The organism is Streptomyces sp. NPDC047017 (assembly GCF_040644175.1).
In the GTDB taxonomy this organism is placed as follows: domain Bacteria; phylum Actinomycetota; class Actinomycetes; order Streptomycetales; family Streptomycetaceae; genus Streptomyces.
Genome location: NZ_JBEYVW010000001.1, coordinates 165,627 through 179,918 on the forward strand (window position 1 = coordinate 165,627; position 14,292 = coordinate 179,918).

A 14,292-nucleotide genomic window follows, 5' to 3' on the forward strand; every position below is an offset into this window, starting at 1 on the left:
GGGGCATAACGGGTCACACTGGTGACGGTGGACGATGTCATTCGAGCGCCGGGAGGTCTCCATGGCCGGGGATGAGCACGGCAGGACCGGGACGACGGGAGCGGACCCGTCGCCTCCGCCGTCCATACCCGAGCTTCCGCACGGCGGCGGCGCGGGCGAGCCGGAGCGGGTCTCCGGGAACGTCCTCGTCTCCATCGGCGCGCTGCTCCTCGGCATGCTGCTGGCCGCGCTGGACCAGACGATCGTGTCGACCGCGCTGCCCACCATCGTCAGCGACCTCGGCGGCCTGGAGCACCTGTCCTGGGTGGTCACCGCCTATCTGCTGGCCTCGACCGCGGCGACCCCGCTGTGGGGCAAGCTCGGCGACCAGTACGGGCGCAAGAAGCTGTTCCAGACCGCGATCGTGATCTTCCTGATCGGCTCGGCGCTGTGCGGCATGGCGCAGAACATGCCCGAGCTGATCGCGTTCCGCGCGCTGCAGGGCCTGGGCGGCGGCGGGCTGATGGTGCTGTCCATGGCGATCGTCGGCGACGTCGTCCCGCCCCGCGACCGCGGCCGCTACCAGGGCCTGTTCGGCGCGGTGTTCGGCGCGACCAGCGTGCTCGGCCCGCTGCTCGGCGGCCTGTTCACCCAGCACCTGAGCTGGCGCTGGGTGTTCTACGTCAACCTGCCCGTCGGCGTCGTCGCGCTCGCCGTGATCGCCGCCGCCCTGCACGTCCCGCGCAAGACACAGCGCCACGTCATCGACTACCTGGGCACGCTGCTGATCGCCTCGGTCGCCACCTGCCTGGTCCTGGTCGCCTCCCTCGGCGGCACCACCTGGGCCTGGGGATCGCCGCAGATCATCGGCCTCGCGGTGCTGGGCGTGGCCCTCGCGGCGGCCTTCGTGGCCGTCGAGCACCGGGCGGCCGAACCGGTCCTGCCGCTCAAGCTGTTCCGCGTCCGCACCTTCACCCTCTCCGCGGTCATCAGCTTCATCGTCGGCTTCGCCATGTTCGGCGCGATGACCTACCTGCCGACGTTCCTCCAGGTCGTCCGGGGCATCTCACCGACCCTGTCCGGTGTGCACATGCTGCCGATGGTGATCGGCATGCTGCTGGCCTCCACCGGCTCCGGGCAGATCGTCAGCCGCACCGGCCGCTGGAAGGTCTTCCCGGTCACCGGCACCGCCGTCACCACCCTCGGCCTGCTCCTGCTGCACCGCCTCGACGAGCACAGCTCCACCGCCGGGATGAGCGGCTGCTTCTTCGTCTTCGGCCTGGGCCTCGGCCTGGTCATGCAGGTGCTCGTGCTCATCGTGCAGAACGCCGTCAGCTACGAGGACCTGGGCGTCGCCACCTCCGGCGCCACCTTCTTCCGCTCCATCGGCGCCTCCTTCGGCGTGGCCATCTTCGGCACCCTGTTCGCGAGCCGCCTCGGCGACCAGCTCACCGCCGCCCTGCACGGCGCCCACCTGCCGCCGGGCGTCTCGGCGAACGCCCTCAAGTCCGACCCGCGCGGCATCGCCGCCCTGCCGCCCGCGCTGCGCCCGGCCGCCCTGCACGCCTACGCCGCCGCCATCACCGACGTCTTCCTCTACGCCGCCCCCGTCGCCCTGCTCGCCTTCGTGCTGGCCTGGTTCCTCAAGGAGGACCGGCTGCGCGGCTCGGTGACGGCCCCCGACGGCGCCCAGACCATGGCCACCAACCCGGTCGAGCGGTCCTCGTACGACGAGGTGTGCCGGGCGCTGTCCGTGCTGGGCACCCGCGCCGGGCGGCGCGAGATCTACCAGCAGATCACCGCGCGGGCGGGCTACGACCTGCTGCCCGCGGCGAGCTGGCTGGTGCTGCGGATCAACAAGTACGGCTGGGTGGAGCCCGCCCTGCTGGCCGAGCGCGTCCCCGTGCCGCTCAACGTCATCCTGGAGGCCGCCCGCCAGGTCGAGGAGCGCCGCCTCGGTGAACGCCACGGCCTGGAACTCGTCCTGACCGAGCGGGGCCGCGAGGTCGCCGCCCGCCTCGCGCACGCCCGCGAGGAGTCCCTGGCCGAACTGCTCGGCGACTGGTGGAGCCCCGGCCGGACCGTCGACCTGATGCGGCTGGTGAAGGAGCTGACCGGCGAGCTGTGCGGCTCGGACGCCGAACGCCCGCACGAGGAGCGGCCCGCCACCCGCCCGGCCTGAGCCTCCGGGCCCGGACCATCGGCGGCGGGTCAGGACAGCCGCTTGGTGAACCAGTGTTCGGCGTACCGGGAGTCGTTGTACCGGGCGGTCTCCTCGTACCCCAGCCGGGCGTACAGCGCCCGGGCCTCCACGAGGTCGCCGCGCGTGTCCAGCACCATCCGGCGGGCGCCGAGCGCGCGGGCCGCGTCCTCGGCCGCGGCCACCAGGGCCTGTCTGACCATTCGCGTCGTCGCCCGGAGGGCGGCCGCGCGGGGTCAGGTGCGTGCTCTCGGTGTGCCGGGCGTAGAGCCTCGTACTGGGTGTACTCGGCTCTGCGCCCGGTGCGGCGAGAGGGCGTGCATGGCGTCGCGCGGCAGACGGGAATGGTCAGACAGGCCCTAGCAGGGCCGCGCCGCCGCGGCCGCGTGCCTGAGCCCGTACGAAGACCCGGGTCAGCTCGGCGGTCGCCGCGTCCAGCAGCCGTACGCCTGCGGTGCCGGCCGCCCTGCCCTCGTACCGGCCGATCACCAACTGGCCGGTCGGCGGGGCCAGTTCGGTGCCGGTGCAGGCGGCGATCTCCCGCTCCAGCTCGCCGGGGTCGGTGCGCCGGCCCTCGTGCAGCAGGTACCAGCGGTCGCTGACCTCGGTGTAGTACGCCCGCCACAGCGCGGCGGCGGCCGGGGAGTCGACGGGTTCCGGGGCGATGGTCCAGGTCACCCGGGCATTCTCGGCGGGGTGCACGGGGCGCCCGCAACCGAATATCCACCGCACGACCGGACACGCGGTATCCACCGCACGACCGGACACGCGGTATCCACCGCGCGGCCGGACACGCGGTATCCATCGCGCGGCCGGACACGCGGTATCCATCGCGCGTCGGGGCGCGGTCCCGGCCGTCGGCTGCTACCTCGCAGCCTGTCCGCCGCCCGGCTGCCGCCCCGCCGCCCGGCCGCAGTTCGGCGCCCGCCCGCCGCCTGTCCGCCGTCCGGCCGCCGCCCGCTCGCCGTCCGCCGCCGGCCCCGCCGTCCGCCTTTCCGTGCCCGTCCCCGCCCCGCGCAGTTTGCCGGGGCTTTCCCGGGCAACCCGACGAAGGAACCGGTCAATTGGACCGGCCTGATCCGGAAGGCATCCATGTCCACTGGCCTGATCATCGCTCTCGTCGTGATCGTCGCGGCCGTCGTCGTGGTGGCGGCCGTGCTCGGCTCGCGTGCCCGCGGCCGGCAGGGAGGGCGGAATCTGAGGAAGCGCTTCGGTCCGGAGTACGAGCGGACCGTGGCCCACCACGACGGCGACACCAAGGCCGCCGAACGCGAGCTGGCCGACCGGGTGGAACGCCACGGCGACCTGCGTGAACGGGCCCTGGAGCCGGGCGCGCGCGAGCAGTTCGAGGCGCGCTGGACCGCCGTGCAGGAGCGGTTCGTCGACGCGCCGCGCGAGGCGGTGACCGAGGCCGACCGGCTGGTCGCCGAACTCGCCGAGGCCCGGGGCTTCCCGGCCGGCGACCGGTACGAGGAGCAGCTGTCCGCGCTGTCCGTGCACCACGCCCACCACGTCCATGGCTACCGGCGCGTCCACCGGGCGGCGCACACGCCGCTGGACGGCGGCACCCAGGACCAGGGCGGCACCGAGGAACTGCGCGCCTCCCTGCTGGAGGCCCGCGAGCTGTTCGAGGCCCTGCTGACCTCCGAGTCCGCCGACTCCGGCCGCCACCGGGCGCAGGACCGCACCGCCCGCCCCGCACAGGCCCGCAACCACGCCCCGTGGGCCGCGTTCCACGGCCGTCACGTCAAGGAGAGCTGACCCCATGCCGAAGCGGACAGCGGGCGGCGACCCGCGCACCCTGCCGGACGGGACCGTGCCGCCCGCCGAAGCCGCCGCGAGCGGCGAGAGAGGGACCCCCGAGCCCGGTGAGCACCGGGCGGCCCCGGCCGCCGAGCCGATCGCGGGCGCGGCCTCGGCCCCCGGAGCGGGCGCCCCGGGCGCGGGCCGCGTCGGCGGCGCCGGACTGCCGTCCACGGTGGGCAGCGTCGAGACCCCGCCGCACGACGAGCCGTCCACGGCCATGCCCGCCGCGCCGGGGGAGAGCGCGCCGGACCCCGCCCACCCCACGGCACCGGGCACACCGGCCGGCGCCGACTCGGCCGCGGAGTCCCCCGCGCGAACGGATCACGCGCGAACCCACCACGCGCGAACGGACCACGCGGCGACCGACACCCCCGCGCCCGACCCCCTGCTCGCGGCCTCCGCCGCCGAGCCCCCGCTCGCCGCCGCCGCACCCGAGCCCTGGCCGGCACCCGCCCCGGAGCAGACGCGGACGCCCGCTCCCGAGCAGCCCCCCGTCCCCGAGCAGACGCGGACGCCCGCTTTCGAGCAGACGGCCGCTCCTGAGCAGCCGCCCGCGCCCGCCACCGAGCACGCCCCCGCCCCCACGCACGCCCCGACCCCCGGACCCACACCCTCGCCCTCCACGCCCTCGTCCTCGACGCCCTCCACGCCGCCCCTCCTCTCCCAGGACGAGGCCGATGCCTTCGGGGACCGGCTGCGGGGCGCGGTCGTCGGGTTCGTGGACGGGCCCCGGGAGGCCGTGGAGGAGGCGGACCGGGTGGTGGAGGAACTCGCCGCCCGGGTCGCGGACGCCGTCGCCCGCCGGCACCGTACGCTGCGGGCCGCCTGGCAGGAGGAGGGCGAGGGCGAGGCCACCGAACGGCTCCGGCTGGCGTTGCGGGACTACCGCGAGCTGGCCGACCGGCTCACCGCTCTCTGACCACTCCGCTCCCAGCACTCCGGGCGGTCTGAACACTCCGAACGCCCCGCACACCGCGGAGCCACCGGCCGGAGCCGTCAGCCGCCCGGAATCGTCAGCCGCTCGTAACCGTCAGCCGCTCGTAACCGTCAGCCGCCCGCCGCGGCCCGCCGCTCGCGCCACTCGCGGACGACCTCTTCGGGGTCGTACCGCTTGAGGCCCAGCGGCGGGCCGGGCGGCGGCTTCAGCATCATGTCGAGGATCTTCGCGTTGATGTCCGCGACGATCTTCCGGACCGCGCTCTCCGAGGGAGCGGCGCAGGCCGCCGCGAACGCGTCCTCGGCCTCCTTGCGCAGCGCCAGCGACGGGGGCAGGGCGGACAGCCCCTCGCGGGCCATCTTCCGCTTGACCCACCACAGTTCGTCGTACGTCGTGTCGTCCGGGAGGGGCTTGCCCGCGCCCGGCAGGCGGTCGAAGTCGCCGCGTCCCTGCGCGTCGCGGATCTCCTTCTCGACCCAGGACTCGAACGGGACACCCGGTGGCTTGCGCTCGGTCATGTCGCCATTGTGCCGGACATGCCCGGCCCGGTCGATTTATCATTCCGCCGCGGATCGCCAATCGGGCGCGCCGCCACCGGCATTGGCGCGCACGGCCGGGCCCGCGGCAGCAGCGGCGGCCCGGCGCGCCCCGAACCACGAGGAGCGCACGTGCTCGAACTCACCATGGCCTCCGTCTCCGGCACGGACGCGGGCGCCACGGCCGGCATGCTGATGGCCGACGCGCCCAGCGACCCGGGCGCCGTGCTGCGGGTGGGCCGGGACGGGGCCGCCTGCCGGCTGGTGACGCCCGAGGACTGGCTGTTCGTCTCCCGGGTCCACCTGGAGTTCCGGTGCGGGCCCGACGGCGCCTGGCGGCTCACCTGGCTGCGCGGCTCGCAGCCGGACCCGTCCGCCGAGGTCCGGCTGACGGACGGCGGGCACACCCGGCCGCTCGGCTACGGCGACACCGTCCCGCTGCCCCGGGGCGGCTCCGGCGAGATCGTCGTCCAGGACCGCACCAGCCCGCGCAGCGTCAACGTCGGCTTCTACCACGAGGTGCCGTGAAGCGGGACCCGCCCCGGTCCGGCACCCGCCTCAGTCCAGCACCCGCGCCAGCGCGAAGCCGTCGTACCCCTTGGCGCCCACCGTCTGGATCGCGGTGCCGTCGAGGCGGGGGTGGTCGGCGATGAGCTGGAGCGCGGCCCGGGTGCCGCGCACGCCCGGGTCGGTGCTCGCGGCGTCGGTCACCCGGCCCTCGCGCACGACGTTGTCCAGCACGATCAGGCTGCCCGAGCGGGTCAGCCGCAGCGCCCACTCCACGTAGTGCGGGTTGTTGACCTTGTCGGCGTCGATGAAGACCAGGTCGAAGGGGGCCGGGTTCTCGTCGGCCAGCTTGGGCAGCGACTCCAGGGCCGGGCCCACCCGCACCTCGGCGATCCGGTCCAGGCCGGCGTGCGCGAGGTTGCGGCGGGCCACGTCGGCGTGGTGGCCGTCGTACTCCAGGGTGACCAGGCGGCCGTCGGCCGGCAGCGCGCGGGCCAGCCAGATGGTGCTGTAGCCGCCGAGGGTGCCGATCTCCAGGACCCTGCGGGCGCCCTGGAGCTGGGCGAGCAGGTGCAGCAGCTTGCCCTGGTTCGCCGTGACGTTGATCGGCGGCAGGCCCTCCTTGTCGCTGTCGCGCCGCGTGGCCGCCAGCGGTTCGTCCTCCGGGGAGAGCAGGGCGGTGAAGTAGTCGTCCACGTCGTCCCAGAGCTGCGAGTCGCTCATCCAGCAAACCTTTCGTCCGCCTAGTTAGATTGCCTAACTAGCTGCGCCTCCCGCATAGTAGCCGGGCACCCGGGGGCGTTGCACAAGGATTTCAGCCAAGTGGCGGCGGAACGTGCACCGGCGGTGGCGGCAGGACCGGCCGGCGCCGGGCACGGACCAGGACGCACACGGTCAGGGCCGCCGCGGCGAACAGCGCGCCGCCCACGGTCATCAGCCAGGCCGGGACGCCCGCCCACTCGCGCAGCCGGTCGGTGTAGACCACCTGCTGGTACGTGGCGTCGGTGGCCGTGCGGCGCAGCGCGTGGTCGCCGTCGATCCGCGACGGCCGCGGGAACTCCTGGTCGACGGCGGTCAGGAACGGCGTGCCCGCGGCGAGGGCGCCCAGCGCCCCGGTCGGCGCGTCGAGCCGGCCGGCGAAGGTGACGCGCCAGGGGTCGCCGCCGATGGCGGAGACCGGTTCCATGCGGTGGCCGGCCAGGATGTACAGGCCGAGCGACTGCGGGGTGGCGGCCAGCCGGGACAGCCGCATCGGGTAGACGGGGGAGCCGGCGGCGAAGGTGAGGTGCAGCGGGTCGAGGGTGCCGCGCAGCGGGGTGCCGGCGGCGGTGGGGGCGAGCCGGATCGCCACGTACTCCCAGTGCTGGTCGACGTAGGGCCGCAGGGCCTGGTCGAGCCGGGCGGGCAGGGCGAAGCCGTGGGCGTGCAGCCAGTCGGCGAGGGCGTGCGGGTCGGTGGCGGTGAGCCGGGCCACGTCGAAGGGGCCGAGCCGCTGGCGTCCGACCACCCCGACCCCGGGCGGCGCGGCCGCCGCGTTCCCCGGCCCGGCCGCGGCGGAACCGTCACCGGAGGTGAAGGGCCAGTCGCCGCGGCGTGGCCAGAAGTGCTCGCGGGTGCGGTGGACCGGGGCGGTGGCGGCGGTCAGCTCACCGAAGAGCGCCGGATCACCGAGCCGTACGGTCGCCCGGTGCGGGACCGGCATGATCCAGGCGGCGCGGTCGGCGTCCCCGGTCACGGTCAGGCTCATCACGATCTGCTCCTGCCGGCCGTCCCAGCGCACCGCGGAGACCTCGCGGCCCACCGCGATCCGCTGGTTCGGCCCCGGCACCATCGCGCCGCAGCCGCAGGCGTACGCGGGGGAGACGAGCGAGCCCAGCTGGAGGGCGAGCAGGGTGAGCAGCAGCGCCAGCACGCGGGCGCGCGGCCGTGCCCGCCGCCGCCCTGTGCGCTCTCCGGTCACCTTGGCGGCCACCTTCACCATGTACCGCGCCCCCCGTCCGTCGTCGTCCGGGGATCAGACGACGGGACGGGGGGCGCGGTTCCGCTCCGGGGCGGAGGGCTCTACGACGCCTGACGCATCACGAGTCGTCGTCAGGCGGTCACGGCTCCACCGAAGGCGCCGAGCCCGGCAGCGGGCGGCCCGCCGACTCCGTCATGCGCCACACCGCGAAGCCGCCGACGACGGCCGCGGCCATCATGTAGTAGGCGGGCATCATCAGGTTGCCGGTCGCGCCGATCAGGGCGGTGACCACCAGCGGGGTGGTGCCGCCGAACAGCGACACGGAGACGTTGAAGCCGATGGACAGCGAGCCGTAGCGCACCCGGGTCGGGAACAGGGCCGGCAGGGCGGCCGGCATCGCCGCGGTGAAGCAGACCAGGAGCAGGCCGAGCGCGGCCATGCCCAGGCCCACCGCCGGCAGGCCGCCCTGGCGGATCAGCAGCAGCGCCGGGACCGACAGGAACAGGAAGCCCGCGCAGCCGGCCGCGATCACCGGACGGCGGCCGACCCGGTCGGTGAGCGCGCCCGCGAACGGCTGGACGATCATCATCAGCGCCATCACGGCCAGCACCACGAGCAGGCCGTGCGTCTCGTCGTACTTCAGCTCACTGGTCAGGTAGCTCGGCATGTACGACAGCAGCATGTAGTCGGTGACGTTGAAGACCAGCACCAGGCCCATGCACAGCAGCAGCGCCTTCCACTGGCCGGCGACCATCTCGCGCAGCGGCACCTTCGTGCGGCCGGCCTCGGCCTTCTCGACCTCGGCGGCGAACGCCGGGGTCTCCTCAAGACGCATCCGCAGATAGAGGCCGATGATGCCCATCGGGCCCGCGATCAGGAACGGGACGCGCCAGCCCCAGGAGGTCAGGTCGTCCGAGGACAGCAGCGCCGTCATCAGGGTGACCAGGCCCGCGCCGCCGATGTACCCGGCGAGCGTGCCGAACTCCAGCCAGCTGCCGAGGAAGCCGCGCCGCTTGTCGGGGGCGTACTCGGCGATGAAGGTGGACGCGCCGGCGTACTCGCCGCCGGTGGAGAAGCCCTGCACCAGCCGGGCGGCCAGCAGCAGGATCGGGGCGCCGACGCCGATCGTCGCGTACGACGGGATCAGGCCGATCGCGAAGGTGCCCGCGGCCATCATGATCATGGTGACGGCCAGCACCTTCTGGCGGCCCACGCGGTCGCCGAGCGGGCCGAAGACCATGCCGCCCAGCGGGCGGACCAGGAAGGCGGCGGCGAAGGCGCCGAAGGTCGACAGGAGCTGCGCCGTGGGGTTGCCGGAGGGGAAGAAGACCTTGCCCAGGGTCACCGCGATGTAGCTGTAGACACCGAAGTCGAACCATTCCATCGCGTTGCCCAGCGCGGCGGCCTTCACGGCGCGCCGGACGAGTGCCGGGTCGGTGACGGTCGGGCCGGAGGGCTCGGTGGGGGACACGGGGCGCGGGGGCCGGGACGCGGTGACTGTGGCAGCCGACAAGGCTTCGCTCGCCTACCTCTCGACGGGGACAGGGACGCGACCCGCGCGGCGGCGGCGGCGACGGTGCCGGTGCCGGCGGGCGGGTCGGGGGCGGCCGTACGCCGCGCGGCCGGACTGAACCGGTGCGGCGGGGTGGCCGGAAATCGACCATACGCGCGGTGGGTCCCGTCACGTAACGCGCGCACTTCGCTGCGTACTGCATCCAAAGGCGGGTTACGCAGGGACATCTGCCCACCTCGGGCGGTTCCGCACCGGCCGCGGTTGTGATCCTTGTCGCGCCCCGGTGGGCACCGGCGCATCCCGCGCGCACTATCGTCATCCGGACAAAAGGCGGGCGGGCGACAGGCGGCTCCGGGGTCACCGGCGTCCCTGTCGGCGACAGCCGCGCGCCGCGTAGGGTCGTACAGCGAGTCCCGGCGCCCGGCGCGGGACCGAACGGGGCGGGAGGCCGACGGGGCGTGGCGAACGCGGAACGCAGCGGGGGACCGGCAGGAGTGCTCGCGGGGGTGGCGGCCGCACCGCCCGGCGCCCGGCTGCGGGCGGCCCGGCTGGGATTGTGGCTGATCGCCTCGGTCCTCGCGATACGGCAGGTGGCCGCCGTGCTGGCCACGCCGCGCGCGGACCGGCTGACGGACCTGGAGACCTGGGTCGGCCCGCACGGCGTCCTGCACGTCAACGGATCGCTCTACGACTCCACCCGCTTCACCGGCACCCCGTTCAGCGGGCTCGTCCTCAAGCCGCTCACCAACGCCGCCGAGGGCGCCCTCGGCTGGGGCTGGATCTTCGGCACCCTGCTGCTGGTCGTCGCCCTCGGTCTGATCGCCGCCCGAGCCCTGCCCCAGCCGGCCGGGCGCCGCACCTCCCTGCTGGCCGCGCCGGTCGCGATCAGCCTGCTCATGCTCTCCCTGCCGGTGCGCAACGCGTTCTGGCTCGGCCAGACCAGCGTGCTGCCGGTCCTGCTGGTGCTGCTCGGCTGCTTCACCGTGCGCGGGCAGCGCACCGGCGGCGCCCTGATCGGCCTGGCCGCCGCCCTCCAGCCCACCATGCTGCTGTTCGCGCCGCTGCTCTGGTACACCGAGCGCAGACGGGCCGCCGCCTCGGCCGGCCTCACCTTCGCCGCCTGCACCGCGCTCGCCTGGGCGGCGATGCCGCACGACTCCACCGCGTACTGGATCCACCACATGGCGGGCGTCGGCCTGGGCGGCCCCGCCGACGCCCTGGCCAACCAGTCCCTGCACGGCGCGCTGCTGCGCCTCGGCCTGGCCGGCCCGCTGGAGATCGCCCTCTTCCTCGCCCTCGGCGCGGCCGTCGCCGTGCTCGGCCTGCGCCGGGCCGTGACCTACGCCCGCGACGGTCAGCTGCTGCTCGCGGTCGCCGTCACCGGCTGCGCCGCGATCGCGGTGTCCCCCACGGCCTGGCAGCACCAGCTGCTGTGGGTGCTGCTCGCGGTCGTCGGCCGGGTCGGCCGGCGCGTCTCCGACCGGTACGTCTGGCCGGTCGCGGTGATCCTGGTGATGACGCTGCCGGCGAAGATGCTGCTGCCGAACATGGCGGCCATGAACCCGCTGCGCGACAACGTGGTCCTGCTGGCCGCGCTCGCCGCCGCGACCGCCGTGCCGTTCCTGTCCCGCACCGCCGAGCACTACCGGGCCCCCGTCGCCACCGAGTACGCCCCCGCGCTCCCGGCCCGCCTGGGCAGCCTCACGCTCCCGCCGCTGCTGCGCCGGGTGCTGACCCGCCCCAACCTCCTGCTCGAACTCCTCCTGATCCGCGTCACCTACGCCGCCTACTCCCAGGTCCGCCTGGTCGCGCGCGGGGACCGGGCCACCGCCGAGCGGCACGGCCACCAGATCCACTCCGCCGAGCACGCCCTGCACCTCGACATCGAGCACTGGGTCAACCACACGGTGGTCTCGCTGCCCTGGCTGAACCGCTTCCTGAGCTTCTACTACGAGACGTTCCACTTCATCGTGCCGCTGACGGTCCTCGCCGTCCTCTACGCGCGACGGCCGGCCGACTACCGGTGGGCGCGCTCCGCCCTCGGCTTCGCCACCCTGATCGGCCTGCTCGGCTTCTGGCTCTACCCGCTGGCCCCGCCCCGCCTGATGCCGGGCTTCGGCTTCATCGACACCGTGCACGGCGCGCAGGACTTCGCCAGGCCGGACTACGGCGCGATGACCGCCGTCACCAACCAGTACGCCGCGATGCCCTCGCTGCACTTCGGCTGGTCCCTGTTCTGCGGCATCGTCATCGCCGTCGTCGCCCCCAGATGGTGGATGAAGGCCCTCGGCCTGCTGCACCCCCTGTTCACCGTCTCCGCGATCATCGCCACCGCCAACCACTGGGTGCTGGACGCGGTGGGCGGGGCGGCGGTGGTGTGCGCGGGGTTCGGACTGACGTATGCGTTGCAGGGGCCGCGGGTGCGCGTACCGGCCCCGGCGGCCCCACCGGCAAGCGCCGAGCAGCCCACACCACCCACACCGCCCGTCCCGCAAGGAAGCTCTTAGCGCCGCGGGAGGAGTCGCCGCCCCCGCGGGGCGATCCCTAGCAGCGCCGGTTCCACGGGAGCCGGTAGCGGGAGCCGATGCGGTACTCGCCCGCCGCGGGGGCGTCCAGCCGGATCCAGCGGCCGTCCCGGACGAGGCAGCCGTGGTGGTCCGCCCACAGCCAGGGCGAGTAGGCCACGCGCACCGTCACCGGGCCCGGCCGGTCGACCCGGACGACCACCTGCGCGTCGTCGGAGCGGACCACGACGGCCGGCGGCTCGGCGAGGGGGACCGCGCCGCGCACCCGGAACACCCGCCAGTGGGCGTCCTTCCAGACGGGTTCCAGCCAGGCGGGCGCGGAGCGCACGAGCGCGGCCTCCTGCTCGGCGGGGCCGTCGGGCCGGCCGTCGTGCAGGACGACCAGGCCGACCGCGTTCTCGGCCAGCCACTGCCGGTAGGTGTGCGCCGAGAACGTGCCGTCGTAGAAGAGGCGGCCGCGTACGACGTCCAGCTGCCGGTTCCAGCCGCGCGCGGAATCGGCGTACGGGGCAAGGCCGCTGGCCTCGCGGTGGTCGCGGGCCGGGACGACCTCCACCCGGGTCCGGTCGGCGCCCAGCCGCTCCAGCGCGGCGACGACGCCCTTCGTGTCGGCGGCCCAGGCGGGCACCCGGGTGGAGACGCGCAGGTCGTCGATGGTCTTGCGGGTCACCCAGTTCACCGACAGCGCGCACACCAGCACCAGCACCGCGCACCGCAGCGGCGAGCGGCGTACTGCCGTCGCGGCGGCGAGCAGCGCCGCCGGGGCGGCCAGTTCGGCGAGCCGTTCCACGTTGGTGCCGACGGGCGAGGGGATCAGGTAGGTGAGGACGACCCCCAGGGCGTAGGCGCCCGCCCCCCAGCGCAGTACCCGCCAGTGGCGCGGCGCCAGCAGGAGCACGGCGGCGCCGAAGAGGGCGGGCGGCCAGATCCGGCCCGCCGGCATGGGCTGTTCGCCCTCGAACGGGAAGAACACCGTGGTCAGCGCGACCACCGCGAACGGGGGCAGCACGAGCGCGGCGGCGGTGCGCGGCCGGCGGTCCAGCAGGTGGCCCGCGCCCGCGACCACGAGGAACAGCCCCGCCACCGGGCTCGCCGCCGTGGCCAGGACGCCGAGCACCGCCGCCCGGGCCGGTCGCGGCCGCCCGCCGGTGACGGCCAGGCAGCCGGCCAGGCCGAAGGCCACCCCGAGGGCGAACGTGGTCCGGCCGGAGGCGACATCGCACCACAGGGCGGCGGCGGCGAGCAGGGCCGGCCACAGCGGCCGGGCGGCCCCCGAGCGCTCCAGGAGCCGGGCCGCGCACCAGGTGGCGGCAAGGCCCGAGGCCACCGTGACCGCCCGGACCCCGGCCCAGGCCATCAGGAACGGCGACAGCAGGCTGTAGTTGGCGGTGTGCGTGCCGCCGTACCAGAACAGGTTGTACGCCGACCCCGGGTGCCGCGCGGCGAACCCGGCCCACGCCTCCTGCGCCGCGAGATCCCCGCCGCCGGTGGCCAGCCACAGAGCCCACACGGCATACAGCGGAACGAACGGCAACGTGGCCAGGAGCGGTACCCGATGGCGAGCCCCGAACCGCCGGAGCCACAACTCCCGACCGGTGCCTTCCCGTTCCGCCGCTCTGGATATGAGGTCCGCAGAAGCCACGGTCACCGCTCTCCGGTTCGATACAGGGGAACACAGTTTCCCATCCGGGGGAGAGCCGCCTCGGCTGCGTCCACCATGACCGGCACGGAGAGCGGACGCAGCACTCGTAGGAGCCATGCACGGCGGTGAGGGCGTTCTCTGTGGCAGAGGGCGCCCTCAGCGTGTCGTCCCCGTCAGCCGACGCTGCCGTACTCCACAGGGAAGGCCAGGGGCCATGGCCGGCCGAAGTCGAACAGGGACGGATCATCGAATTCGCGGTTTGCCTCGCGCCACGAGGGGTCGCCGGAGACGACGAAGCTGTCTCCATCCGGTTCGATCATCCAGGTGAAGGCCGCATCGTCCGCGGCAAGGTCATGGCGCTCCTTCAACATCGCGAACTCCTCCTGCGACGCCCGGCGGATGTGGACACCTTTGTAGATGGGTTTGAGCAGCATCAGCTCCACATGGCCGAAGCAGACCTCGACCCGGGTGTCCGTTCCGTCGACTGCGGTGGCGTCGCTGCGCAGCAGCAGCACTCGGTGCGACGTCGCGAAGCTGACCACTCGGAACAGGCGTCCTTCTCGTACGAAGTCCGGCATCCTCTGTGTTCTCCCTGTCCTCGGGGTCTTGGGGCCACTCAGTCCAGTCCGGTGTCGGCATGTCTTTGCCAGGGATCACCTGGCGCGGTTCGGTCTCATCGATCTGTCG

The 14,292-nt window shown here is 74.4% G+C and carries 11 protein-coding genes and 2 pseudogenes; 5 read left to right on the plus strand and 8 right to left on the minus strand.

Translation table 11 applies throughout. The features are described 5' to 3' along the window. Positions 1-61 precede the first annotated feature (61 nt). Positions 62-2,161 (plus strand): MDR family MFS transporter, encoded by a 2,100-nt coding sequence (locus ABZ858_RS00910; RefSeq protein ID WP_361370597.1) that lies wholly within the window; start codon positions 62-64, stop codon positions 2,159-2,161. A gap of 29 nt (positions 2,162-2,190) precedes the next feature. Here the strand turns inward: ABZ858_RS00910 and ABZ858_RS00915 are convergent. Together ABZ858_RS00915 and ABZ858_RS00920 are read right to left on the minus strand one after the other, a co-directional pair. Beyond that, positions 2,191-2,367, minus strand: a pseudogene (locus ABZ858_RS00915) (GNAT family N-acetyltransferase); the annotation flags it as partial. Between the two features lie 172 nt (positions 2,368-2,539). Next, positions 2,540-2,857: pseudogene (locus ABZ858_RS00920) on the minus strand (GNAT family N-acetyltransferase); the annotation flags it as partial. A gap of 414 nt (positions 2,858-3,271) precedes the next feature. On the opposite strand from ABZ858_RS00920, the gene ABZ858_RS00925 reads away from it, so the two are divergent. Both ABZ858_RS00925 and ABZ858_RS00930 read left to right on the plus strand, forming a co-directional pair. After that, positions 3,272-3,940, plus strand: a complete 669-nt coding sequence (locus ABZ858_RS00925; RefSeq protein ID WP_361370600.1) for a hypothetical protein — start codon at positions 3,272-3,274, stop codon at positions 3,938-3,940. A gap of 4 nt (positions 3,941-3,944) precedes the next feature. Beyond that, the gene (locus ABZ858_RS00930; RefSeq protein WP_361370603.1) at positions 3,945-4,904 is read left to right on the plus strand and encodes a hypothetical protein; all 960 of its coding nucleotides are present in this window, start codon (positions 3,945-3,947) and stop codon (positions 4,902-4,904) included. A gap of 128 nt (positions 4,905-5,032) precedes the next feature. On the opposite strand, the gene ABZ858_RS00935 is transcribed toward ABZ858_RS00930, so the two are convergent. Beyond that, positions 5,033-5,440 carry a DUF1992 domain-containing protein gene (locus ABZ858_RS00935; protein WP_361370606.1) on the minus strand — a complete coding sequence of 136 codons (408 nt, stop codon included), beginning with the start codon at positions 5,438-5,440 and terminating at the stop codon, positions 5,033-5,035. Between the two features lie 150 nt (positions 5,441-5,590). Between ABZ858_RS00935 and ABZ858_RS00940 the strand changes: the two genes are divergently transcribed. After that, entirely contained in the window at positions 5,591-5,986 is a 396-nt protein-coding gene (locus ABZ858_RS00940) for an FHA domain-containing protein (RefSeq protein ID WP_361370609.1), read from the plus strand. Positions 5,987-6,016: 30 nt separating this feature from the next. Here ABZ858_RS00940 and ABZ858_RS00945 read toward each other — a convergent pair whose 3' ends face one another. The 3 genes from ABZ858_RS00945 to proP form a co-directional block, all read right to left on the minus strand. After that, a complete protein-coding gene (locus tag ABZ858_RS00945) occupies positions 6,017-6,688 on the minus strand; it encodes an O-methyltransferase (RefSeq protein WP_361370612.1) in 672 nt (223 codons plus the stop codon). A gap of 91 nt (positions 6,689-6,779) precedes the next feature. Beyond that, positions 6,780-7,946: a DUF2330 domain-containing protein gene (locus ABZ858_RS00950; protein WP_361370615.1), complete on the minus strand. Its 1,167-nt coding sequence runs from the start codon at positions 7,944-7,946 to the stop codon at positions 6,780-6,782. Positions 7,947-8,064: 118 nt separating this feature from the next. After that, positions 8,065-9,396 (minus strand): glycine betaine/L-proline transporter ProP, encoded by a 1,332-nt coding sequence (proP, locus tag ABZ858_RS00955; protein WP_361370618.1) that lies wholly within the window; start codon positions 9,394-9,396, stop codon positions 8,065-8,067. Between the two features lie 500 nt (positions 9,397-9,896). On the opposite strand from proP, the gene ABZ858_RS00960 reads away from it, so the two are divergent. Further along, positions 9,897-11,945, plus strand: coding sequence for a phosphatase PAP2 family protein (locus tag ABZ858_RS00960; protein WP_361370620.1), 2,049 nt, complete (start codon positions 9,897-9,899; stop codon positions 11,943-11,945). A 37-nt stretch (positions 11,946-11,982) separates the two neighbouring features. Here the strand turns inward: ABZ858_RS00960 and ABZ858_RS00965 are convergent, their stop codons facing one another. Both ABZ858_RS00965 and ABZ858_RS00970 read right to left on the minus strand, forming a co-directional pair. Further along, positions 11,983-13,548: a hypothetical protein gene (locus ABZ858_RS00965; protein ID WP_361371899.1), complete on the minus strand. Its 1,566-nt coding sequence runs from the start codon at positions 13,546-13,548 to the stop codon at positions 11,983-11,985. Positions 13,549-13,778: 230 nt separating this feature from the next. Beyond that, positions 13,779-14,183, minus strand: coding sequence for a hypothetical protein (locus ABZ858_RS00970; RefSeq protein ID WP_361370623.1), 405 nt, complete (start codon positions 14,181-14,183; stop codon positions 13,779-13,781). Positions 14,184-14,292 lie beyond the last annotated feature (109 nt).